Genomic DNA, 22,495 nt, shown 5'->3' with positions numbered 1-22,495 from the left:
ATCCCATGGCCAGCGACCTGATCAAACACATCTCCGATTCTTCCTTCGAAGCCGACGTGCTCAAGTCCAGCCAGCCCGTGCTGGTCGACTACTGGGCCGAATGGTGCGGTCCCTGCAAGATGATCGCGCCCATCCTGGACGAAGTGTCGGCCGCCTATGAAGGCAAGCTGCAGATCGCCAAGCTCAACGTGGACGAGAACCGCGACATCCCGGCCAAGTTCGGCATCCGCGGCATCCCCACGCTCATGCTGTTCAAGGACGGCCAATTGGCCGCCACCAAGGTCGGCGCCATGAGCAAGGCACAGCTCACGGCCTTCATCGACCAGCAGCTCGCCTGAGACATTTCAACCGGCCAGCGCGCAATGCGTTGGCCGGATGGTTATTTGCTGTCATAATCTCCCACAGATCACCGGCCCCTTCGAGGTAACCGGTTCGAGTTCCCCGGTTTGTGAAGCAGCTCTCGCTTCACATCAAACCTCCCCCCGTTTTTCCGATCGATTGCCCCGCAAGGGGTCGTTCCATGCACTTAAACGAACTCAAGGCACTCCACGTGTCTGAAGTCCTCAAGCAGGCTGAAGCGCTTGAGATCGAAAACGTCGGCCGCATGCGCAAGCAGGAGCTGATGTTCGCGATCATCAAGAAGCGCGCCAAGGCCGGCGAACAGGTCTTCGCCGACGGCGTGCTCGAAATCCTGCCCGACGGCTTCGGCTTCCTGCGCAGCCCCGACACCAGCTTCACCGCCAGCACAGACGACATCTACATCTCGCCGAGCCAGGTGCGCCGCTTCAACCTGCACACCGGCGACATGATCGAAGGCGAAGTGCGCACGCCCAAGGACGGCGAGCGCTACTTCGCGCTGACCAAGCTGGACAAGGTCAACGACGGTCCGCCCGAGCAGAACAAGCACAAGGTGATGTTCGAGAACCTGACGCCGCTGTTCCCCAAGGAACAGATGAAGCTGGAACGCGACGGCGTCAAGAGCGACGAGAACATCACGGGCCGGATCATCGACATCATCGCCCCCATCGGCAAGGGCCAGCGCGCCCTGCTGGTGGCGCCGCCCAAGAGCGGCAAGACGGTGATGATGCAGCACATCGCCCACGCCATCAGCGCCAACTATCCCGAAGTGCACATGATGGTGCTGCTGGTGGACGAGCGGCCCGAAGAAGTGACCGAGATGCAGCGCACCGTGAAGGGCGAGGTCATCGCCTCGACCTTCGACGAGCCCGCCGCGCGCCACGTGCACGTGGCCGAAATGGTGATCGAGCGGGCCAAGCGCCTGGTCGAGCTCAAGAAGGACGTGGTGATCCTGCTTGACTCGATCACCCGCCTCGCCCGCGCCTACAACAACGTCGTGCCTTCGTCGGGCAAGGTGCTGACCGGCGGTGTCGACTCCAACGCGCTGCAGCGTCCCAAGCGCTTCCTGGGCGCGGCGCGCAACGTGGAAGAAGGCGGCTCGCTGACCATCATCGGCACCGCGCTGATCGACACCGGCAGCCGCATGGACGAAGTGATCTTCGAAGAGTTCAAGGGCACCGGCAATTCCGAAATCCACCTGGACCGCCGCCTGTACGAAAAGCGCGTGTTCCCCTCGATCCAGCTCAACCGCAGCGGCACGCGCCGCGAAGAACTGCTGCTGGCCCCCGAGATCCTGCAGAAGACCCGCATCCTGCGCCAGCTCATGTACAACATGGACGAGATCGAGTCGATGGAGCTGATGCTCAAGAACATGAAGGCGACGAAGACCAATGTCGAGTTCTTCGACATGATGCGCCGAGGCGGCTGAGCCCCTCGCGATCGTCGCCGAAAGCGCGCCGTCCCCCAGGGCCGGCGCGCTTTTTTCATGGCGCCAGGGCGCGGCCCTCTCGTGCGCTGCGGGTGCCCAGGTCGAGCAGTTCCATGAGCGCCACGGCCTCCTGCGGCGGCACGGGATTGGGGCCGATGCCGAGGATGGCGTCGCGCACTGCGGCGTAGTAGTCGACGTAGTTGCCGCGGCGGTTGGGCACCGTGCTCTCGCGCACCCAGTTTTCGATCGCCACGGTCTTCAGCTCACCCTGCAATGGGTCGATGCCCCAGTCATCGCCGCCTGGGCGGCCACCGGCGCGCAATGCGTCTTCCTGCGGGTCGACGCCGTGCTTCACGTAGCTGCCGCGCGTGCCATGCAGGATGTAGCGCGGCGCGGCGTGGGCCGCCAGGGTGGTGGCGTGCAGCACCACTCGCAGTGGCGCATGGGGGCCGCTTTCGTAGCGCAGCACGGCATGAAAATAGTCCTCGACCTGTGCGCCCTCGCGCAGGACCGCGGTGTCCAGCTGCAGCGTATCGGGCTTGCCGAACAGTTGCACCGCCTGGTCGACCAGATGGGCGCCCAGGTCGACCCAGAGGCCGGACCCTGGCACTTTCTGCTCGCGCCAGCGGTCGCGCACCTCAGGACGGAAGCGGTCGAAATGCGACTCCAGGTACACCGGCCGCCCCAGCTCGCCGCGGGCCAGGAGGTCCTTGAGCGTCAGGTAGTCGGCGTCGAAACGGCGGTTCTGGTAGACCGACAGCACGCGGTTGTGGCGCCCTGCCAACAGCTCGAGCTCGCGCGCCTCGGCCGCGTCGAGCGTGAAAGGCTTGTCGACAACCACGTGCTTGCCGGCCTCCAGGGCGGCCCTGGCGACGGGAAAATGCTGGGCATTGGGCGTGGCCACCACCACCAGGTCGATGTCCGTCCGGGCGACGAGCGCCTCCACGCCGGGTACCACGGTCACGCCGGGCCAGTCGGCGTGGACCTTGTGCGGCTGCGAGCTGGCCACGGCCGCCAGTTCGAGGCCCGGAACCGCCGAAAGCACCGGCGCATGGAAGGTCTGGCCGGCAAAACCGTAGCCCACGAGGCCGGCGCGCAACGTTCTGGAGGTCATCTGTGGGGCCGCCTTTCGCTCAAAACGGCCAGTATGCGATAATCGCTGGCTCCGCGAAAAGTGCGGCTGGGCGTTTTGCCCGGCGATTCCCTTCCCCGGAACGGCCTGCCCCCTGGGCGCGCCTGTGGCTCTCGCATCGACCCCAAAGGAAATACCATGGCAAAAGAAGGCATTCACCCGAATTACCGCGACGTCCTGTTCGTCGACATGTCGAACGGCTTCAAGTTCGTGACCCGTTCGTGCGCGAACACCAAGGAAATGGGCAAGACCGACGACGGCCGCGAACTGCCTCTGTTCAAGCTCGACACCACGAGCGAATCGCACCCGTTCTACACCGGCACGCAAAAGTCGGTGGACAACATGGGCGGCCGCGTCGAGAAGTTCCGCAACCGCTTCGGCAAGACGACCGGCGCTGCTTCCAAGTAAAGCACGCGCTTTCGCATCGAGGGCAGCCCGGTTTACCGCGCTGCCCTTTTTCTTTCCCAAGACCGCCCCGCCCGTACACTTGCTTGTGAACCAGCCGACTCCAGCAATCGTTGCCCAGAGCGCCGTGCGCCGGTTGCCGCGCATCGCACTGCTGTTGCTGTGCGCCGCCTACCTCCTGCCCGGGCTCGTGGGGCGCGGCCCCTGGAAAAGCGCGGACATCACCTCGTTCGGCTACATGGCCGAGCTGGCGCGCACCACCGAAGGTATTGCACGCTGGTTCGACCCCATGCTCCTGGGCCTTCGGCCTGAAACGCCGGCGCTCATTCCCTACTGGATCGGTGCCTGGGCGATCAAGATCGCGCCCTCGTGGCTGCACCCCGACCTGGCGGTGCGCATCGTCTTTGCGCTGCTGCTCTGGGGCACCTTCACTGCCACCTGGTACGCCGTCTACTACCTCGCCCGCACCGCGCGCGCCCAGCCCGTGGCCTTCGCTTTCGGGGGCGAGGCGCGGCCGACCGACTATGCCCGCGCGATCGCCGACGGCGGGCTGCTGGCCCTGATCGCCTGCCTGGGGCTGGCGCAGCTCGGCCATGAAACCACGCCGGCATTGGCACAGCTGTTCTTCGCCTCGCATCTTTTCTACGGCGTGGCCGCATTGCCGTACCGGCGCTTGGGCCCGGTCATCGCATTGATGGTCGGCACCGTCGGCATGACGCTGAGCGGCGGTCCCGCGGTCGGGCTGGCGCTGGCGGTGGGCAGCGCGCTCTTCATGGCCTACGAGCGGCGCAGCGCCAAGGCCAAGGCCCGTGCCGATTCCGGCACCGCGTCCGATGAAGGCCCGGGCTACAGCCTGGCGGCACTGGCCACCATGGCCGCGGCCGCGCTGGTGGCCGGGGCGCTCGCAATCGGGCTGGGTTTGCTGGAATGGAAGATCCAGCTGCCGGGCCATCATCCGAGCAGCACCTCCGTGCTGTCCGACGTGCGCAGCCAGGCCAAGCTGCTGGTGTGGTTCACCTGGCCGGTCTGGCCCCTCGCCCTCTGGACGCTCTGGCGCTGGCGCCGGATGCTCACCGCGCGCCACGTGGCGCTGCCGTTCTGGTTTGCGCTGGTGCCGCTGGCGGCCACCTGGACCACCGATTATTCCGACCGTTCGCTGCTGCTGGCGCTGCCCGCCCTCGCCACGCTGGCCGCCTTCGCCCTGCCCACGTTCCGGCGCAGCGCGGCGGCGCTGATCGACTGGTTCAACGTGCTGTTCTTCAGCGGCCTGGCCGTGCTGGGCTGGATCTACTGGGTCGCCATGCAGACCGGCGTGCCTCCCAAACCCGCGGCCAGCGTGGCGCGGCTGGTGCCTGGCTTCGTGCCCGAGTTCTCGGCCATTCCCTTCGTGCTGGCCCTGGCTGCGACCATCGCCTGGTGCTGGCTGGTGCGCTGGCGCACCGGGCGGCATCGCTCGGCGCTCTGGAAGACACTGGTGCTTCCGGCCGGCGGAACGGCCCTGTGCTGGATGCTGCTGATGACACTCTGGCTGCCTTCCATCGACTACGCGCGCAGCTATGTTCCGCAGGTGCGGGCCGTGGCCGATCGGGTCGGACGGCCGAGCTGCGTGGCGGAACTGGCGCTCAGCCGCGCGCACATCGCGGCCCTGCAGCATCACGGCCAGTTCAACCTGCAGCCGCTGCTGCTGGGCACCAACTGCCCGTGGCTGCTGGTGAGCCCCGAGACCATCGAGCGGCTGCACACCATCATCCCGCTGGACCAGTGGCATTTCAGCGGCACCCTTCGCCGGCCCAGCAGCGCAACCGACGACCTGCTGCTCTATCAAAAGATCGCGCCGTAGCAAGTGACTGGCGAACGAGGCCTGATCGCGCGGCATGCCGGCACGGTGCTGGTCGGCCAGTTGGCCGTGATGGCGTTCGGCGTGACCGACACCATCGTGGCCGGACGCTACGCCGAAAGCGCGCTCGCCGCGCTGTCGGTCGGTGCGGCCATCTTCATCAGCGTGTTCGTCTCGCTCATGGGCGTGCTGCAGGCCTTGCTGCCCGTGTGGGCGGAGCTGCACGGCGCCGACCGCCGCAGCGAAGTGGGCCGCTCGGTGCGGCAGTCGCTCTACCTGAGCGGCATCACCATTGCCATCGGCATGGCGGTGCTGCTGTTTCCCGGCGCCGTGTTGCGATGGACCCAGGTGCCTCCAGACATGCGCGCGGGCGTGGAGGCCTACCTGGCGGTGCTTGCCTTCGCGCTTCCGCCCGCCTTGCTGTTTCGCCTCTTCAGCACGCTGAATCAGGGCCTCGGCAAGCCGCAAGTAGTCACCTCGCTGCAGCTGGGCTCGCTGGCCGTGAAACTGCCGCTGTCGATCTGGTTCACCTTCGGCGGCGCCGGCCTGCCCGCCATGGGGCTGGTGGGTTGCGCCTGGGCCACGCTGTGCGTGAACTGGACCATGCTGGCCTGTGCGGTGTGGCTGCTGCGCAGCAGCGCCTTCTACAGGGACTACCGCCTCTGGGAGCGCATCGAGGCACCCGACTGGCGGCAGATCCGCCAATTCGCGAGCCTGGGCATTCCGGGCGGCCTGGCGGTGCTGGTGGAGGTGACCTCGTTCACGCTGATGGCGCTCTTCATCGCGCGCCTGGGCACGGCCGCCGCTGCCGCGCACCAGATCGCATCGAACCTGCTGGCGGTGGCCTACATGGTGCCGCTCTCGCTCGGCATCGCCACCAGCGCGCGGGTGAGCTTCTGGCTGGGCGCCGGCCAAGCGGCCAAGGCCCGCCGCGCCTGCCGCATGGGCTTCGAGCTCACGGCGCTGTGTGCCCTGTTCTTCGCGGGCGCGCTGGTGGCGCTGCGCTTTCAGCTGGCTCATGTGTATTCCGACAACCCGGCCGTGATCGCGCTTGCCGCGGCCCTGCTGCTGGTGGTCGCTGTCTACCACCTGGCCGATGCGCTCCAGACGCTGTGCGTGTTCGTGCTGCGCTGCTACCGGGTCACGCTGGTGCCGCTGGTCATCTATTGCACGCTGCTCTGGGGCTTCGGGCTCGGCGGGAGCTACCTGCTCGCCTACCGGGGCCTGGGGCCGTGGCCCGCGATGCAGTCGCCGCTCGCGTTCTGGCTCATGAGCACCGGTGCGCTCGCGGTCACGGCCCTGCTCTTCGGCGCGCTGCTGCGGTGGACGATGCGGCGCTCAGCGCGGCGCTAGCAGCCGAGCTTCCCGCACGCGGGTGGCGGGGAACACCAGCGCGAAGCGGGAGCCCTTGCCCACCGTGCTCTCGATGCGCAATTCGGCGCCGTGCCGCTGCGCAATGTGCTTCACGATCGCGAGGCCCAGCCCGGTGCCGCCGGTCTCGCGCGAGCGGCTGCGGTCGATGCGGTAGAAGCGCTCCGTCAAGCGCGGAATGTGCTCCGAGGCAATGCCAGGGCCGGTATCGCGCACCGCGTATTCGCCGCGTCCGTCGGGCAGCAGCCGCCAGCTCACGGCCACCTCGCCGCCGCCGGGCGTGTAGCGGATGGCGTTGCTCAGCAGGTTCGACATGGCGCTCTGCAGTTCGGTCGGCGCGCCCGATATTTCGGATTCGGCCTCGATGGCGAACGAAAGGTCATGGCCGAGCGGCGCCAGCCGCCCCGACAGACCGCGCGCCTCGTCCTCGCATTGCGCCATCAGCGCACGGATGCGGATCCACTGGTTGCCCGAAGGTGCCGCGCTGCCCTCCAGGCGCGAGAGCGTCAGCAGGTCGTTCACCAGCGTTTCCATGCGGTGCGACTGCTGGCTCATGAGCGAGAGATACCGTGCGCGCTCCTGCGCATCGAGCGGCAGGTTCTGCAGCGTCTCGACGAAGCCCGCCAGCACCGTGAGCGGCGTGCGGATCTCGTGCGAAACATTGGCGACGAAGTCGCGCCGCATGGCTTCGGCCTGCTCCAGCGCCGTGATGTCGCGCGTCAGCAGCATGCGGCGGTTGCCCGCATACGGGTGCACCTGCACCGACAGGCGAACCGGATGGCTGCGCTGCTGCGCCTGGCCCGGGCCGGAGGCATCGATCACGACGTCGCGGCTGTAGTTCCACGATGCAAGGTAGGCCACGAAGGCCGGATCGCGCACGAGGTTCGCAAGATGCTGCAGCAGGTCGCGCTCGGCGTCGATGCCGAACTGGCTGGCCGCCGTCTGGTTGCACCATTCGATGCGGCCCTGCTCGTCGAGCAGGATCACGCCGTTGGGCGAGGCCTGGATGGCGGCCAGGAACTCCTGCAGCCGGTCTTCGGCCTGCCGCGTCTGCTGCTCGCGCTCGCGCAGCAGCTTGCGGATGCGCTCCGACAGCTCGCCCCACACGCCGGCGCCGCGCGTCGGCAGGCCGGCAGCGTCGTTGCGCAGCACGCGCAGCAGGCGCTCGGCGCGCCAGGCGTCCAGGGCAAGCCACAGCGCCGCGCCCAGCCAGGCACCCAGCCATCCGAACTTCCAGCCGAAGATGATTGCAGCGCCCGCTCCCATAACGATGGACGCTATGAGAAAAGTAGCGATACGAAAAGGCATGGCGGGCGATTATCCGCGCCCGCGGACCCTGGAGGCCGCTGCGTTCAAACCGTCACTTGGGCCGTCAGCCGGTAGCCGGCGCCGCGCACCGTCTCGACCATGGGCGAAGCCGCGCCCAGCGATTCGCGCAGCCGCTTGACGTGCACGTCGACCGTGCGTTCCTCGATGTAGACATGGTCGCCCCAGACCTTGTCGAGCAGCTGCGCGCGGCTGTGCACGCGCTCGGCGTGCTGCATCAGGTAGGCCAGCAGCTTGAACTCGGTCGGCCCCACCTTCAGTGCATTGCCCTGCCACGTCACACGGTGGGTGGCGGTGTCGAGCGCGAGCTCGCCGATCTCGACGCGTTCGGTGACCACCTCGGGCGCGCGGCGGCGCAGCACCGCGCGAATGCGCGCGAGCATTTCCTGCGTGGAGAACGGCTTCGTGATGTAGTCGTCGGCGCCCGCGTCGAGCCCGGCCACCTTGTCGGGCTCGTCGCCGCGCGCCGTGAGCATCAGGATGGGTATTGCCTTGGTGCGCGCATCCTTGCGCCACTGGCGTGCGAGCTGCAGTCCGCTCTGGCCCGGCAGCATCCAGTCGAGCAGGATCAGGTCCGGCAGGAAGGCGTCGATCTCGCGCTGCGCCGCCGCGCCGTCTTCCGACCAGATCGGCTCGAAGCCGTTGTGGCGCAGGTTGACGGCGATCAGCTCGGCGATCGACGACTCGTCTTCGACGATCAGGACTCTGGGTTTCTTCATGCTTTGCTTGTGAGTCTTGCCGCGCCGGTCAGCGCAGCGCGGACTCGATTTCCTGCATCGAAGTGTGCCGCACATCGGCACCCTTGACGATATAGATGATGAATTCGGCGATGTTCTTGGCGTGGTCGCCGATGCGCTCGATGGCCTTGGCCAGGAACAGCAGGTCGAGGCTCGCGGAGATGGTGCGCGGGTCTTCCATCATGTAGGTGACCAGCTTGCGCACGAAACCGTCGAACTCCTTGTCGATCAGGTCGTCGTCCTTGAGGATCGACAGCGCGGCGGCCGTGTCCAGGCGCGCAAACGCATCGAGCGCGGTGCGCAGCAGGCCCGACGCCAGGTCGGCCGCGATGCGCAGCTCGTTCGAGGGCAGCGCGCGGGCCGAGCCGCTCTCGATGATCGACTTGACCATGCGCGCGATCTTGTTGGCCTCGTCGCCCACGCGCTCCAGGTTGGCGGTGGTCTTGGAGATCGCGATCAAGAGGCGCAAGTCGCGCGCCGTGGGCTGGCGCCGCGCGATGATCGACGACAGCTCGCGGTCGATCTCGATCTCCATCGCATTCACGCGGTGCTCGGTTTCCATCACGCGGTCGGCTGCCTCGGGATCGAACTGCAGGAGCGCATACACCGCCTGGTGGATCTGCGCCTCGACCATGCCGCCAAGCTCCATCACGCGCGACGAAACCCCGTTGAGTTCGCTGTCGAACTGGCTGGAGAGATGTTTTTCAGTCATGTGTGCTCCTTGGCATCAGCCGAATCGGCCGGTGATGTAGTCCTCGGTCTCCTTGCGCTGCGGCTTGAAGAACATCTGCTCCGTCGCGCCGAACTCGATCAGGTCGCCCAGGTACATGTAGGCGGTGTAGTCGCTGCAGCGTGCAGCCTGCTGCATGTTGTGCGTGACGATGACCACGGTGTACTCGTTCTTCAGCTCGGCAATCAACTCCTCGATCTTCGCGGTCGAGATCGGGTCGAGCGCGGAGCACGGTTCGTCGAGCAGCAGCACTTCGGGCTTGATGGCGATGCCGCGTGCAATGCACAGGCGCTGCTGCTGGCCGCCCGAGAGGCCCGATCCGCTTTGCTGGAGCTTGTCGCGCACCTCGGTCCAGAGCGCGGCCTTCTTCAGGGCCCACTCCACGCGGTCGTCCATCTCGCTCGCGCTGAGATTCTCGAACAGCTTCACGCCGAAGGCGATGTTGTCGTAGATCGACATCGGGAACGGCGTGGGCTTCTGGAACACCATGCCGATCTTGGCGCGGATCAGCGCCACGTCCTGCTTGGACGTGAGCAGGTTCTCGCCGTCCAGCGCAATGGTGCCCTCGGCGCGCTGCTCGGGATAGAGCTCGAACATGCGGTTGAAGGTGCGCAGCAAGGTCGACTTGCCGCAGCCCGATGGCCCGATGAAGGCCGTGACCTTGTTCTCGGGAATTTCGAGGTTGATGCCCTTGAGCGCGTGGAACTTGCCGTAGTAGAAGTTCAGGTCCTTGACCGAGATCTTCGAGCGCGACGGTTGTGCGACGGTGGTTGGCATGGTTGTTTTGTTCCGGAATCAGAGTTTGTTGCGCGTGAGGACCCGCGCCAGGATGTTGAGTGCGAGCACGGCCACGGTGATCAGGAACACGCCGGCCCAGGCCAGCTGTTGCCAGTTCTCGTACGGGCTCATCGCAAACTTGAAGATCGTCACCGGCAGGCTGGCCATCGGCTGGCTCACGTCGGCGGTCCAGAACTGGTTGTTCAGTGCGGTGAAGAGCAGCGGCGCGGTCTCGCCGGCAATGCGCGCCACGGCCAGGAGCACACCCGTGACCACACCGGCACGCGCAGCGCGCAGCGTGATGCTCAAGATGACTTTCCACTTGGGCGTACCGAGCGCATAGGCCGCTTCGCGCAGCCCCGGCGGCACCAGCTGCAGCATGTTCTCGGTGGTGCGGATCACCACCGGGATCACGATCAGCGCCAGCGACAGCGCACCTGCAAGGCCCGAGAAGGTCTTGAAATAGGCCACCACCACCGCATACACGAACAGGCCGATCACGATCGACGGTGCGGACAGCAGGATGTCGTTGACGAAGCGCGTCACCGACGACAGCCAGCCCTTGGGGTTGTACTCGGCCAGGTAGATGCCGGCCATGATGCCGATGGGCGTGCCCACGAAGGTGGCCAGCGCCACCATCACGAAGGAGCCGAAGATCGCGTTGGCGATGCCGCCCGCCTCGTTCGGCGGCGGCGTCATCTCCGTGAAGGTGGCGAGCGCCAGGCCGCCCAGGCCCAGGCGCAGCGTCTCCCACAGGATCCAGACGAGCCAGAACACGCCGAACACCATCGCCGCGAGCGACAGCGTGAGCGCGATCTTGTTGACGCGGTTGCGCGCGGCAAACCTGGCCTGGCGGGTTTCGGCGAGCGCCTTGGCGCTCAGGAGGCTTTCGGCAGTGCTCACGACTTCGTTCCTTCGCTCTTCTTCATCTGGGCCAGCAGCACCTTCGACAGCGTCAGCACGACGAAGGTGATGAAGAACAGCACCAGTCCGAGATACATCAGCGCCGCCTGGTGCAGACCCGCGCCGGCTTCGGCAAACTCGTTGGCGAGCGCCGAGGTGATGCTGTTGGCGGCCTCGAACACGGAAAGAGAGTTGAGCTGGTTCATGTTGCCGATCACGAAGGTGACCGCCATCGTTTCACCCAGCGCCCGGCCGAGGCCGAGCATGATGCCGCCGATGACGCCGGCCTTGGTGTAGGGCAGCACGACCTTCGAGACGACCTCCCAGGTCGTGGAGCCCAGGCCGTAGGCCGACTCCTTGAGCAGCGGCGGCGTCACTTCGAAGACGTCGCGCATCACCGAGGCGATGAACGGAATGATCATGATCGCGAGGATGATGCCGGCCGAAAGAATGCCGATGCCCACCGGCGGACCCGACACCAGCGCGCCGAGGTACGGCACGCCGGCAAGCAGCTTCTGCAACGGCTGCTGCACCCAGGCCGAGAGAATCGGGCCGAACACCAGCAGGCCCCACATGCCGTACACGATGGAAGGCACGGCGGCGAGAAGTTCGATGGCCGTGCCCAGCGGGCGCTTAAGCCAGTTGGGCGACAGCTCGGTCAGGAACAGCGCAATGCCGAAGCTCACCGGCACCGCGATCACCAGCGCGATGAACGAGGTGGCCAGCGTGCCGTAGATCATGACCAGGCCGCCGTACTCGTTCTGCACCGGGTCCCACACGCTGCTGGTGAGAAAGCCGAGGCCGTACTTTGCGATGGCGGGCCAGGCGCCGGCGATCAGCGACAGCAAAATGCCGATGAGCATCGCAAGCGTGAGCAGCGCGGCGCCCTTGGCGGCCCAGCCGAACAGGCGGTCCGCCATGGGACCCGAGCGCGGTGCCTTGGCCGGCGGCGGCGCGGTGGCGCGGCCACGGCCGGCCGCGAGGTCGATCGAGGATGCGGAAGCAGGAAAAGTGGATGACACGGGGTGCTCCGGCAAGGCCGGGTGCGACGCATTCTCGAGCGAAGTGCTGCTCATGGATGCGCCGCTCCCGACTGGATGGTTGATGGCTTACTTGAACGCGACCGGCTTGCCCGATGCGTCCTTCACCTCGCCCCATGCCTTGGCGATCGTCGACTTGACCGCGTCGGGCATCGGCACGTAGTCGAGGTCGTCGGCCGTCTTGTCGCCGTTCTTGTAGGCCCAGTCGAAGAACTTGAGCACGGTGGTCGCGTTGGCCGGCTTGTCCTGCGCCTTGTGCAGCAGGATGAAGGTCGCCCCGGTGATGGGCCATGCGTCCTTGCCGGCCTGGTTGGTCAGCACCTGGTAGAAGCTCTTGTTCCAGTCGGCATTGGCCGCGGCGGCCTTGAAGGCGCCATCTTCCGGCGAGACGAAGTTGCCGGCGGCGTTCTGCAGCTGGGCATACACCATCTTGTTCTGCTTGACGTACGCGTACTCGACATAGCCGATCGAATTGGGCAGGCGGTTCACGAAGGCGGCAACGCCTTCATTGCCCTTGCCGCCCGCGCCGGTCGGCCAATTCACGGCCGTGCCTTCGCCGACCTTGGTCTTCCATTCGGCGTTGACCTTGCTCAGGTAGTTGGTGAACAGGAAGCTGGTGCCCGAGCCGTCGGCGCGGCGGACCGGCGCGATGGCGGCGTCCGGCAAGGCGAGCGAGCCATTCAGCGCCTTGATGGCGGGGTCGTTCCACTTGGTGATCTTGCCCAGGTAGATGTCGCCCAGCACCTGGCCGTTGAGCTTCAGCTCGCCCGGCTTGACACCGGAAATGTTCACCACGGGAATCACGCCGCCGATGACGGTGGGGAACTGCATCAGGCCCTTGGCCTGGAGCTCTTCGTCCTTCAGGGGCGCATCGGAAGCGCCGAAATCGACCGTCTTGGCTTCGATCTGCTTGAGGCCGGCACCCGAGCCGACCGACTGGTAGTTGATCTTGACGCCCGTGGCCTTGTTGAAATCGGAGGCCCACTTGGCGTACAGCGGCGCCGGAAAGCTGGCGCCGGCGCCGGTCACGTCCTGTGCGAAAGCGGGAACATGGGCGAAGACCGCGGCCACGAGGCCGGCGGCTGCAAATTTGAAAGTCGTTTTCATATGGCTTCCGTTCTAGAAGTAAGAAGTAGTCCCTTTCGGGCTTGCAACGGACTCTAGGAAGCTTGTGTGACATCGGTGTGACACCCCGCCATAGAGGGGAACCGGCACCGTTTCCCTTGCGGCTTGTGTGACGCTGTCACGCAACCGTCATCTGCCGCGCCTAGCCTCTAGCAGCTCTGCGCCAGCCATCCGGCCGCACGTGGCCGCCCGGCGCTACGATCGGGGACCCCCGCCTTCTCTCACGACAACTCCATGCAAAACGGCACCCGCCTCGCCGCAGTCGACCTCGGCTCCAACAGCTTCAGGCTCGAGATCGGCCAGGTCGACCACGGCCAGATCCACCGCACCGAGTACCTCAAGGAAACGGTGCGCCAGGGCAACGGCCTGGACAGCGCGCGCAATCTCACGCCGGAAGCCATGCAGCGCGGCTGGGACGCCCTCGCCCGTTTCGGCGAACGGCTGGCCGGGTTCAAGCGCTCGCAGGTGCGCGCGGTGGCCACGCAGACCTTGCGCGAAGCACGCAACCGCGAGGAATTCCTGCTGCGCGCGCGCACCATCCTGGGCTTCGGCATCGACGTGATCCCCGGCCGGGAAGAAGCCCGCCTGATCTACCAGGGCGTGGCCCACATGCTGCCGCACACGGACGCCTCCGACCGCGAACGCCGGCTGGTGGTGGACATCGGCGGGCGCTCCACCGAAATGATCATCGGCCGCGCGTTCGCCGCCGAGCTGATGGAGTCCTACCGCGTCGGCAGCGTCGCGTGGTCGATGAAGCATTTCGCCGAAGGCCTCTTCACCACGGCCGCCTTCCGGGCCGCCGAGGTGGCGGCCAAGGCCGTCCTGGACGATGCGCTGTCGAGCTACACCCGCGACCAGTGGGACGTGGCCTACGGCGCCTCGGGCACCATCGGCGCGGTCGGCGACGTGCTGGCCGCAGCCGGCGGCGAGCCCGGGCTGATCACCCGCGAAGGGCTCGACTGGCTCGTCGAGCGCCTGCTCAAGGCCGGCAGCACCGACAAGCTGCGCATCGACGGCATGCGCGAAGACCGCAAGGCCGTCATCGGCGGCGGCGTGAGCGTGCTGCGCGCAGTGTTCGACCTGCTCGGCATCGAAGAGATGAGGGTGGCCCAGGGCGCGCTGCGCCACGGCGTTCTGTACGAACTGCTGGAGCGCGACGACAGCGTGGCCGACATGCGCACCGCCACCGTGGCGCGGCTGGCCAGCCGCTTCTCGGTCGATGCGCAGCAGGCCAGGCGGGTGGGGGACACGGCGGCGGCGCTGTTCGTGCAGCTCACGCCCGCCGCGCGCGGCGGCAGCACCGGCAGCCGGGCCGCACGAGCCTTGCGCAAGCTCGGCTGGGCGGCACAGCTGCACGAGATCGGCACCCTGGTTTCGCACAGCGACTATCACAAGCACGGCGCCTACATCCTGGACAACACCGACGCGCCGGGCTTCGCGGTGAACGAGCTGCATGCGCTGGGCCAGCTGGTGCTGGGGCAGCGCGGAAAGCTCCGCAAGCTCGACGCCGCGCTCGACGACGAGACCTTCGTGATGCAACTGCTCTCATTGCGGCTGGCGGTGATCCTGTGCCACGCCCGGCGCGATCCGGATCCGCAGGCGCTGCATCTCGCGGCGCTCGGTGCCAGGGCCTTCACGATCGCCTGCGCACCCGACTGGGCGGAGGCCTATCCGCAGTCCGCGCACCTGCTGCGCGAGGAAGTGCTGGCCTGGCAGAAGACCAGCAACTGGCGCGTGGAACTCAGCGGCTGCTGAGCCGCCTTGCTTGCGGTTCAGTCCCTCGCGTCGAGGCCTGCCGTTCGCGTCGGCTCGCCACCGCCGGCCATGCGCGGCTCGTCTTCACCGAACATGGCCGCATAGGCCGGCTGGACGGCCTGGACGAATCCCTGCCTCAGCCCTTCCCGTGCCCCGGGAACGTCCTGCAGCAGGCCGTCATACATGTAGTAGGTGGGCGCCGCGAGGTCGGCGGTGTGGGTCGCCTGGTGCACCACGGCCTGCTGCTCGTTTCTCAGCACCTGCTCGACCGCGACGAACGGCGTGAAGCTCGATGTCGCATCCGGCGCGCCATAGGCCGCAGTGATCCGCATGGTCAAGGTGCTGTAGCCGGGCGCGGGCCGGTGCCCCAGCGCCTGCATCTCGGCGACAGGCCCGTTGACGCGAAAGGCCGGAATCAGCTTCACCTCGCGGCCGCTCTCCCGCAGGCGCGCGGCGAACTGCTCGGCAAACTGCCGGCTGAGCGTCAGGGCCGCTGCGCTGTCGTTTTTCACCGCGGCGGTGAACTCCTTGCTGCGCCTCGCCGTCCGGTCGGCCTGGGTCGCCCGGCTGCCAACCTCGAAGCCAAGCGACACCAGCGTACCGACCGGTCCCAGCAGACCGGCGAAACCCATGATGGCGGAACCGCCGCCATCCACGACCGTGAACTGGTCTTCCTCGTTGTAGAGCAGTTCGATCTTTGCAAGCGACCGGGTGGCATCGGGTCGTGGCTGCAGCGCGCCTTGCGTGGCGCTCGTTGCGCACCCGGCGAGCAAGGCCGCGGCAACGAGCAGGGGAACAAGCAATTTCATGGCGGCCTGCCGTGAAGGGCGGCTGCGCCAGCGTCCCTCGCCTCACGTCAGGTATCTCGGCGTCCAGGGCGCTGCCGCGCAGTCGCCCTGTGGTTGTAAGTTATCGATGCAATTTGTCACAAGTTGCGTCGGGCGTAGCCCTATTGTGCTACTTTTCCCGCCGAGCCGGCGCAAATTGAATCAATAAGTTAACATTTTTAGCAGATCCAGCGCTCAGCGCTTCCTTCAAAGAAGCTCGGGGGATTGGACCGTGACCACCACCGTCTGCACGTCGCCGTCGCGCTCGCGGGTGCGAATCCACCAGAGCGCGCCTTTTCTCACGGGACAGCTGTCCTGCTTGAGCCCGAGCAGCAGCGAGATGGCCTGCCCCACGGAAGGCTGGTGGCCGATCATCAGGACGACCGACTTGCCGTTCGGCCATCCCGCCGTGGCCAGCATCGCCTCGGGCGTGGTGTCGGGCGCGAGTTCGGCGCGCAGCTTGTATTTGCGGCCGAGCGCGAGCGCGGTCTGCTCGCAGCGCCGCGCGGGGCTGCAGATGATGCGGGTGCCGTCGGGCAGTTGCCGGTCGAGCCAGCCCGCCATGCGCTTGGCCTGCTTCTCGCCGCGTGGGGTGAGGGAGCGCTGCAGGTCGTCGCAGCCCTCCGTCCAGTCCTCGGCCTCGGCATGGCGCCAGAAGATCAAGTCCATGCGCGTGGTCTTTCGATCGTCAGTTGCTGGATGCATCGGGGCCAAGTCCCCGCGACGCGTATCGGTTCATCAGCGCGGTCTGTGCGCCATGCGCTTCGACCGCGCGCGAGGCGCCCTCCTCGCCCGGATGGGTGTCGCGGTCGACGCGCGTGTAGATGCCGTCGCCTCCCAGGTCCCAGGCATCGCGGCCATCGTGCAGGTAAGCCACCAGGCACTCGTCGATGAGCCGCTGGCGAAGATTGGGATCGGTCACCGGCCAGGCGAGCTCGATGCGCCGCATCATGTTGCGGTTCATCCAGTCGGCGCTGGAAAGATAGAGCGACTCGTCCTCGCCATTGCGGAAATAGAACACCCGCGAATGCTCGAGAAACCGCCCGATCACCGAGCGCACGCGGATGTTGTCGGTCAGCCCCGGCACCTGCGCCGGCAAGGTGCACGCACCGCGCACGATGAGGTCGATCTTCACGCCGCACCGGCCCGCGCGCATGAGCGCGGCGACCAGCTGCTCGTCCGTCAGCGCATTCATCTTGGCGACGATGCGCGTGGTCTCGCCTGCGGCGGCGGCCTGGCCCAGCGCGTCGATCTGCAGGACCAGGTTCTTGTGCAGGTCGAAGGGCGCGAGCCACATGCGGTTGAGCTTGGGCAGCCGGCTCTGGCTTGCAAGGTGGACGAACACCGCTTCCATGTCGGCCGTCAGCAGCGGGTCGGCCGTCAGGTGGCTGATGTCGGTGTAGAGCCTGGCGGTGCGCGGGTTGTAGTTGCCGGTGGACAGATGGCCGTAGCGGCGCATCTGCTTGCCTTCGCGGCGCGTCACCAGCAGCATCTTGGCGTGGGTCTTCAGGCCGACGACGCCATACACCACCTGCGCGCCGATCGACTCGAGCATTTCGGCCCAGTTGATGTTGGCCTCTTCGTCGAAGCGGGCCTTGAGCTCCACCACCACCGTCACTTCCTTGCCGCGGCGCACGGCCTCGCGCAGCAGGTCCATCAGCTCCGAATCGGCGCCGGTGCGGTAGATGGTCTGCTTGATGGCCAGCACCTGCGGGTCCTGCACGGCTTCGCGCAGGAACGCGAGCACGCCATCGAAGCTCTCGAAGGGCTGGTGGATCAGCACGTCGCCGCGCTGCAGCCGCTCGAAGAACGACTGCGCCGGCGACAGCGTGACGGGGTACGAGGCGGCATATGGCGGAAACAGCAGCTGCGGTTCTTCCAGCAGGTCGATCAGCTGCGTCAGGCGCGCAAGATTGACCGGGCCGTGCACGCGGTAGAGCGCCTGCGGGGGAAGGTTGAACTGCGCCAGCAGGAAGCTCGCGAGCGACTCGGCACAGCTGGCCGACACCTCGAGCCGCACCGCCTGCCCGTAGTGCCGGTGCTGCAGTCCCTGGCGCAATGCGGTGCGCAGGTTCTTGACGTCTTCCTCGTCCACGGCAAGGTCCGAATGCCGCGTGACCCGGAACTGCGAGAAGTCCCCCACCTCGCGTCCCGGGAACATGCCGGACAGGTGCGCGCGCACCACGCTCGAGAGCGCGACGAACAGCGTCTTGCCATCGGACACCTTGGCCGGCATGCGGATCACGCGCGGCAGCACGCGGGGCACCTTGACGATCTGGATCGGGTTCTCGCGCCCGAAGGCGTCCTTGCCGCCGAGCCGCACGATGAAGTTGAGCGACTTGTTGGCCACCTGCGGAAACGGGTGTGCCGGATCAAGGCCCACCGGGATCAGCAGCGGGCGCACCTCGCGCTCGAAATATTCGCTGACCCACTTGCGCTGCGCCGCGTTGCGTTCGCCGTGCGAAATGATGTGGATGCCATGTTTCGCAAAGGTCGGCATCAGCTCGTCGTTGTAGAGCGTGTACTGGCGCGCCACGAGTGCGTGGGCGGCCTCGGACAGGCGCTCGAACGACTCGATGGTGTAGCTGCCCTTGCGGTCGCCGGCACTGCTGGCGATCAGGTGCGGCGCGGCACGTACCTCGAAGAACTCGTCCAGGTTCGACGAGACGATGCACAGGTAGCGAAGACGCTCGACCAGCGGAACCTCGCGGCGATGGGCCCAGTCGAGCACGCGCTCGTTGAAGGACAGGATGCTGTGATCGCGGTCGAGCAGCGTGAGCGCCGAAGCCGCGCCCGCAAGCGTCCGGTCAGCGTGGGCAGATTGCATGGGCACTGATTCTGGAGCAAGCGGCACGGCAGCACATGTAGGCGGAAATATGACAGTGTCGCCCTCGTTTGTGACTGTTTCGTGACGCTCCCGTGACGCCTGCAGGCCGTCTTCCCGCGGCACCGTGCCGGATGAAGGCGCATGCGGCCCCGCGTGGGGCCGGGCAACCGCTGGCTTCATGCGCCGAGAAAGTGCTTGCGGTAGCGCGCCGGCAGGTCGTCGATGCGCATCAGCATCGGCAGGTCCGCGGTGTTGAAGTCCGGGTCCCAGGCCGGCGCGCCCAGCACCTTGGCGCCCAGGCGCAGGTACCCCTTGATGAGGGCCGGCGGCTCGACGTCGAGCGCGCCGTCGAGCCTTTCGACCGGCAGCGGCAGGCGCGGCTGGACCTGGTACTGGATCGGCGCCATGTGGCTGGCCGACAGCTGGCGCCAGATGCTCGCCGCCGCGTCGCCGCAGGTCACGCCGTTGTGCGACATGGGAATGCTGGCGCAGCCGATCATGGTGTCGAGCTTGTTGCGATGCATGAATCCGGCCAGCGCGCCCCACAATGCGAGGATCACGCCGCCCTGGCGATGGTCCGGATGCACGCAGCTGCGGCCCAGCTCGACCATGCGCTCGCGCAGGTCGCGCAGGCGGGTCAGGTCGAACTCGGTGTCGCTGTAGGTGCTGCCGACGCGACGAGCCTGTGCGGGCGTGAGTACGCGGTAAGTACCAATCACCTGCTGCGTCAGTGCTTCGCGCACCAGCAGGTGCTCGCAGAAATCGTCGAACAGGTCGATGTCGTGGCCCGCCAGGGGCGTGCTCACGCGCGCGCCCATCTCGCCGACGAACACCTGGTGCCGAAGGCGCTGGGCGGCGCGCACTTCGTCCAGGTGGCGCGCCCAGCTCACGGTGATGCCCTGCCTGGGATCGACGACCGGCGGCGCCGGCACGGCGGCAGGCGCCTGGGGCTGCGCGGTGCGTGCGCCCGACGGCGCCGGCCACAAGGCGCCTCGCAATCCGATCTGCGACAGCGGGAATGTCGGGTTGGGCAGTTCTTTCATGAGGAACCCTTTCTGCCGAGGGAGTCTGTTGGCTCGCGGTGAAACCAGCATGTCAGCGGCATTGCAATTGCATGACGCGGGTCACTGCCGGTTCGCACTGCAGGGGCGGGCCGCTTGGTTGTCTAATGCTGGGTCCGCGACAAGGAGCTTCTGTACATGGCCACAGCCGCAAGCAGCAATTTCGACAACCGTCTGCACCAGACCTTTCCCGTTCTCAGCGACGCCGAGATCGCGCGCGTCGCGCACTTCGGAACCGTGCAGCGCTTTGCAACCGGGGAGCGGCTGTTCACCGCAGGGGAAACCAGCCCCGGCATGTTCGTCCTGCTCAAGGGCGTGGTGGCGGTCACGCAGCGCGACGGCCTGGGGCACGTGGTGCCGATCGTGCGGCAGGGCCCGGGCGAGTTCCTGGCCGAAGTGGGCCAGCTGAGCGGCCGCCCTTCGCTGGTCGATGGCCATGCCGAAGAAGAAGTCGAAGCGTTGATCGTGCCGCCCGCGCAGCTGCGCGCGCTGCTGGTGGCGGAGGCCGACCTTGGCGAGCGCATCACCCGCGCGCTGATCCTGCGGCGCGTGGCGCTGATCGAATCCGGCGCGAGCGGGCCGGTGCTGATCGGCCGGCCGCAGTCGCCCGACATGGCCCGGCTGGAGAACTTCCTGCGCCGCAACGGGCACCCCTATCACCTGGTGGACGCGGCCGAAGACCCGGACGCCGCCGCGCTGCTGCAGCAGTACGGCACCTGCAAGCTGCTGGCCGTGTGCCCCGACGGTTCGGTGCTGGTCAACCCGGCCGAGGATGCGCTCGCGCGCTGCCTGGGCATGGTCGACACCGCGGAGCACAACGAGCTGTACGACGTCGCGGTGGTCGGTGCTGGCCCTGCCGGCCTGGCAACCGCGGTGTACGCGGCCTCCGAGGGCCTGCGCGTGATCGTGCTCGACTGCCGCGCCTTCGGCGGCCAGGCCGGCGCGAGCGCGCGCATCGAGAACTACCTGGGCTTTCCCACCGGCATCTCGGGGCAGGCGCTGGCCGGGCGGGCCTTCGTGCAGGCGCAGAAGTTCGGCGTCGAGATGCTGATCCCCGCCAAGGTCACCTCGCTGGACTGCTCGCGCGACAACGCGATGGGCAGCCTGCGCATCGCGCTGGCCGACGGCCGCGCCATCAACGCGCGCACGGTGGTGATTGCGAGCGGCGCGCGCTACCGCCGTCCCGACGTGCCGAGGCTGTCCGAGTTCGAAGGCCGCGGCATCTGGTACTGGGCGTCGGCCATCGAAGCCAAGCTCTGCTCGCAGCAAGAGGTCGCGCTGGTCGGCGGAGGCAACTCGGCCGGCCAGGCGGCGGTGTTCTTGTCGCGCCATGCGGCCAAGGTCAATGTGCTGGTGCGCGGCCCGTCGCTCGCGGCCAGCATGTCGCGCTACCTGATCGATCGCATCGAGGCCACGCCCAACATCGAACTGCATCCGCACACCCAGTTGGTGAAGCTGAACGGCGGCTCCGAGCAAGGCCTCACGGGTGCGACCTGGCGCTGCCAGGAGACCGGCCTGGAGCACGACTGCGCGGCGCGCAACATCTTCCTTTTCGTCGGCGCCGAGCCCGAGACCAGCTGGCTCGAAGGCTGCAGCGTCTCGGTCGACAAGCACGGCTTCGTGCGGACCGGCGACGCGGCGAGCGCCGGTTTTCCGGCGCGGCCGGCCACGGCGCTGGAATCCAGCGTGCAGGGTGTGTTTGCGGTGGGCGATGTGCGCTCGGGCTCGGTCAAGCGCGTGGGCGGCGCCATCGGCGAAGGGGCCGCCGTGGTCGCGCTGATCCACCAGCACCTGTCGTCGAACTCGGCCGTGGCCTGACCGGGGGCCCGCCCGCGTGCCGGCTCGGGCGCAATTCCCGCACCGGCGCGCGTTCGAATGGCCGCGTATATGCTGCCTGCCTCGCATCACCATCCCCCAATTTCTGGAGCCCGCGACATGCCCGCATCGCCCATCGAGGTCTACTCATGGCCCACCCCCAACGGCCACAAGATCCACATCATGCTGGAGGAGTGCGGCCTGCCGTACAACGCCCGGCCGATCAACATCGGCAAGGGTGACCAGTTCGCCCCCGACTTTCTGCAGATCAGCCCCAACAACAAGATTCCCGCCATCACCGACCCCGAAGGTCCGGACGGCAAGCCGATCTCGCTGTTCGAATCTGGCGCCATCCTCGTCTACCTGGCGGGCAAGACCGGCAAGCTGCTGCCCAAGAGCGACCGCGAACGCTACGAGGTTCTGCAGTGGCTCATGTTCCAGATGGGCGGTGTCGGACCGATGCTCGGGCAAGCGCATCACTTTCGCATGTATGCGCCCGAGAAGATCGGCTATGCGATCGAGCGCTACAGCAACGAGGCCAAGCGCCTTTACGGTGTGATCGACAAGCAGCTGTCGAAGAACAAATTCATCGCCGGCAAGACCTACTCGATCGCCGACATCGCGATCTTCCCGTGGCTGCGCAGCTGGGAGAACCAGGGCATCACCCTCACCGACTACCCGCACCTGAAGGCATGGTTCGACGGCATTGCCGCGCGGCCCGCCGTGCAGCGCGGCGTGAAAGTGCTGGCCGACCTGCGCCAGCCGATCACCGGCGACAAGGAGCGGGAGATCCTTTTCGGCAAGACTCAGTACGAGAAACGCTGAGAGGCTCGATATCCGGGCTAGAATAGAAGGCTTGTCGGGGTGTAGCGCAGCCTGGTAGCGCATCTGGTTTGGGACCAGAGGGTCGAAGGTTCGAATCCTTTCGCCCCGACCATAAGTAAAGACAAAGGCCGCTAGGTATATGTACCTAGCGGCCTTTTTCATTGGGAAATCCGTGACTTAGCGGACAGGGATGAACAGGGCGCTCCATTGACTGCC

At 67.0% G+C, this 22,495-nt stretch carries 20 protein-coding genes and 1 tRNA gene; 9 read left to right on the top strand and 12 right to left on the bottom strand.

Features of this window, described 5'->3' with window-relative positions; all coding sequences use genetic code 11:
- Positions 1-5: 5 nt before the first annotated feature.
- Positions 6-338: a thioredoxin TrxA gene (trxA, locus tag ABID97_RS14655; RefSeq protein ID WP_055800184.1), complete on the top strand. Its 333-nt coding sequence runs from the start codon at positions 6-8 to the stop codon at positions 336-338.
- A 182-nt stretch (positions 339-520) separates the two neighbouring features.
- A complete protein-coding gene (gene rho / locus ABID97_RS14650) occupies positions 521-1,786 on the top strand; it encodes a transcription termination factor Rho (RefSeq protein ID WP_021007063.1) in 1,266 nt (421 codons plus the stop codon).
- A gap of 55 nt (positions 1,787-1,841) precedes the next feature.
- Here rho and ABID97_RS14645 read toward each other — a convergent pair whose 3' ends face one another.
- A complete protein-coding gene (locus tag ABID97_RS14645) occupies positions 1,842-2,900 on the bottom strand; it encodes an oxidoreductase (protein WP_354399180.1) in 1,059 nt (352 codons plus the stop codon).
- 156 nt (positions 2,901-3,056) lie between these two features.
- Between ABID97_RS14645 and ABID97_RS14640 the strand changes: the two genes are divergently transcribed.
- The 3 genes from ABID97_RS14640 to ABID97_RS14630 all read left to right on the top strand — a co-directional run bounded on the left by ABID97_RS14640 (position 3,057) and on the right by ABID97_RS14630 (position 6,513).
- Entirely contained in the window at positions 3,057-3,326 is a 270-nt protein-coding gene (locus tag ABID97_RS14640) for a type B 50S ribosomal protein L31 (protein WP_055800191.1), read from the top strand.
- Between the two features lie 85 nt (positions 3,327-3,411).
- Complete coding sequence (locus ABID97_RS14635) at positions 3,412-5,163, top strand: glycosyltransferase family protein (protein ID WP_354399179.1); 1,752 nt, start codon at positions 3,412-3,414, stop codon at positions 5,161-5,163.
- 3 nt (positions 5,164-5,166) lie between these two features.
- The gene (locus ABID97_RS14630; protein WP_354399178.1) at positions 5,167-6,513 is read left to right on the top strand and encodes an MATE family efflux transporter; all 1,347 of its coding nucleotides are present in this window, start codon (positions 5,167-5,169) and stop codon (positions 6,511-6,513) included.
- Here ABID97_RS14630 and phoR read toward each other — a convergent pair.
- From phoR to pstS, 7 genes are read right to left on the bottom strand one after another with little or no spacing between them, the layout of a single operon-like run.
- Complete coding sequence (phoR, locus tag ABID97_RS14625) at positions 6,499-7,839, bottom strand: phosphate regulon sensor histidine kinase PhoR (protein ID WP_354399177.1); 1,341 nt, start codon at positions 7,837-7,839, stop codon at positions 6,499-6,501. The genes ABID97_RS14630 and phoR overlap by 15 nt on opposite strands.
- Before the next feature lie 44 nt (positions 7,840-7,883).
- The gene (phoB, locus tag ABID97_RS14620) at positions 7,884-8,576 is read right to left on the bottom strand and encodes a phosphate regulon transcriptional regulator PhoB (protein WP_055800201.1); all 693 of its coding nucleotides are present in this window, start codon (positions 8,574-8,576) and stop codon (positions 7,884-7,886) included.
- Positions 8,577-8,604: 28 nt separating this feature from the next.
- Positions 8,605-9,306: a phosphate signaling complex protein PhoU gene (phoU, locus tag ABID97_RS14615; RefSeq protein ID WP_354399176.1), complete on the bottom strand. Its 702-nt coding sequence runs from the start codon at positions 9,304-9,306 to the stop codon at positions 8,605-8,607.
- Positions 9,307-9,321: 15 nt separating this feature from the next.
- The gene (gene pstB / locus ABID97_RS14610; protein ID WP_055800207.1) at positions 9,322-10,101 is read right to left on the bottom strand and encodes a phosphate ABC transporter ATP-binding protein PstB; all 780 of its coding nucleotides are present in this window, start codon (positions 10,099-10,101) and stop codon (positions 9,322-9,324) included.
- Between the two features lie 18 nt (positions 10,102-10,119).
- A complete protein-coding gene (pstA, locus tag ABID97_RS14605) occupies positions 10,120-11,004 on the bottom strand; it encodes a phosphate ABC transporter permease PstA (protein WP_354399175.1) in 885 nt (294 codons plus the stop codon).
- A complete protein-coding gene (pstC, locus tag ABID97_RS14600; RefSeq protein WP_354399174.1) occupies positions 11,001-12,080 on the bottom strand; it encodes a phosphate ABC transporter permease subunit PstC in 1,080 nt (359 codons plus the stop codon). The genes pstA and pstC overlap by 4 nt, the downstream gene beginning before the upstream one ends.
- Before the next feature lie 33 nt (positions 12,081-12,113).
- Positions 12,114-13,151 carry a phosphate ABC transporter substrate-binding protein PstS gene (gene pstS, locus ABID97_RS14595; protein WP_354399173.1) on the bottom strand — a complete coding sequence of 346 codons (1,038 nt, stop codon included), beginning with the start codon at positions 13,149-13,151 and terminating at the stop codon, positions 12,114-12,116.
- A 252-nt stretch (positions 13,152-13,403) separates the two neighbouring features.
- On the opposite strand from pstS, the gene ABID97_RS14590 reads away from it, so the two are divergent.
- Positions 13,404-14,924 (top strand): Ppx/GppA phosphatase family protein, encoded by a 1,521-nt coding sequence (locus ABID97_RS14590; RefSeq protein WP_354399172.1) that lies wholly within the window; start codon positions 13,404-13,406, stop codon positions 14,922-14,924.
- A gap of 17 nt (positions 14,925-14,941) precedes the next feature.
- On the opposite strand, the gene ABID97_RS14585 is transcribed toward ABID97_RS14590, so the two are convergent.
- From ABID97_RS14585 to ABID97_RS14570, 4 genes are all read right to left on the bottom strand, one after another.
- Positions 14,942-15,733: a hypothetical protein gene (locus tag ABID97_RS14585; RefSeq protein ID WP_354399171.1), complete on the bottom strand. Its 792-nt coding sequence runs from the start codon at positions 15,731-15,733 to the stop codon at positions 14,942-14,944.
- Positions 15,734-15,958: 225 nt separating this feature from the next.
- A complete protein-coding gene (locus ABID97_RS14580) occupies positions 15,959-16,420 on the bottom strand; it encodes a SixA phosphatase family protein (protein ID WP_354399170.1) in 462 nt (153 codons plus the stop codon).
- Positions 16,421-16,439: 19 nt separating this feature from the next.
- Positions 16,440-18,578 carry a polyphosphate kinase 1 gene (ppk1, locus tag ABID97_RS14575; protein WP_354399169.1) on the bottom strand — a complete coding sequence of 713 codons (2,139 nt, stop codon included), beginning with the start codon at positions 18,576-18,578 and terminating at the stop codon, positions 16,440-16,442.
- 176 nt (positions 18,579-18,754) lie between these two features.
- Positions 18,755-19,621, bottom strand: a complete 867-nt coding sequence (locus ABID97_RS14570) for a GNAT family N-acetyltransferase (RefSeq protein WP_354399168.1) — start codon at positions 19,619-19,621, stop codon at positions 18,755-18,757.
- 156 nt (positions 19,622-19,777) lie between these two features.
- On the opposite strand from ABID97_RS14570, the gene ABID97_RS14565 reads away from it, so the two are divergent.
- The 3 genes from ABID97_RS14565 to ABID97_RS14555 all read left to right on the top strand — a co-directional run bounded on the left by ABID97_RS14565 (position 19,778) and on the right by ABID97_RS14555 (position 22,391).
- Positions 19,778-21,457, top strand: a complete 1,680-nt coding sequence (locus ABID97_RS14565; RefSeq protein ID WP_354399167.1) for an FAD-dependent oxidoreductase — start codon at positions 19,778-19,780, stop codon at positions 21,455-21,457.
- Positions 21,458-21,574: 117 nt separating this feature from the next.
- Positions 21,575-22,279, top strand: a complete 705-nt coding sequence (locus tag ABID97_RS14560) for a glutathione binding-like protein (protein ID WP_354399166.1) — start codon at positions 21,575-21,577, stop codon at positions 22,277-22,279.
- 35 nt (positions 22,280-22,314) lie between these two features.
- Positions 22,315-22,391 (top strand) — tRNA-Pro (locus tag ABID97_RS14555).
- Positions 22,392-22,495 lie beyond the last annotated feature (104 nt).

This window comes from Variovorax sp. OAS795 (assembly GCF_040546685.1).
Lineage (GTDB): Bacteria > Pseudomonadota > Gammaproteobacteria > Burkholderiales > Burkholderiaceae_C > Variovorax.
The sequence above is the reverse complement of the archived record's forward strand: the minus strand, read 5'-3'. Positions and strand labels throughout refer to the sequence as shown.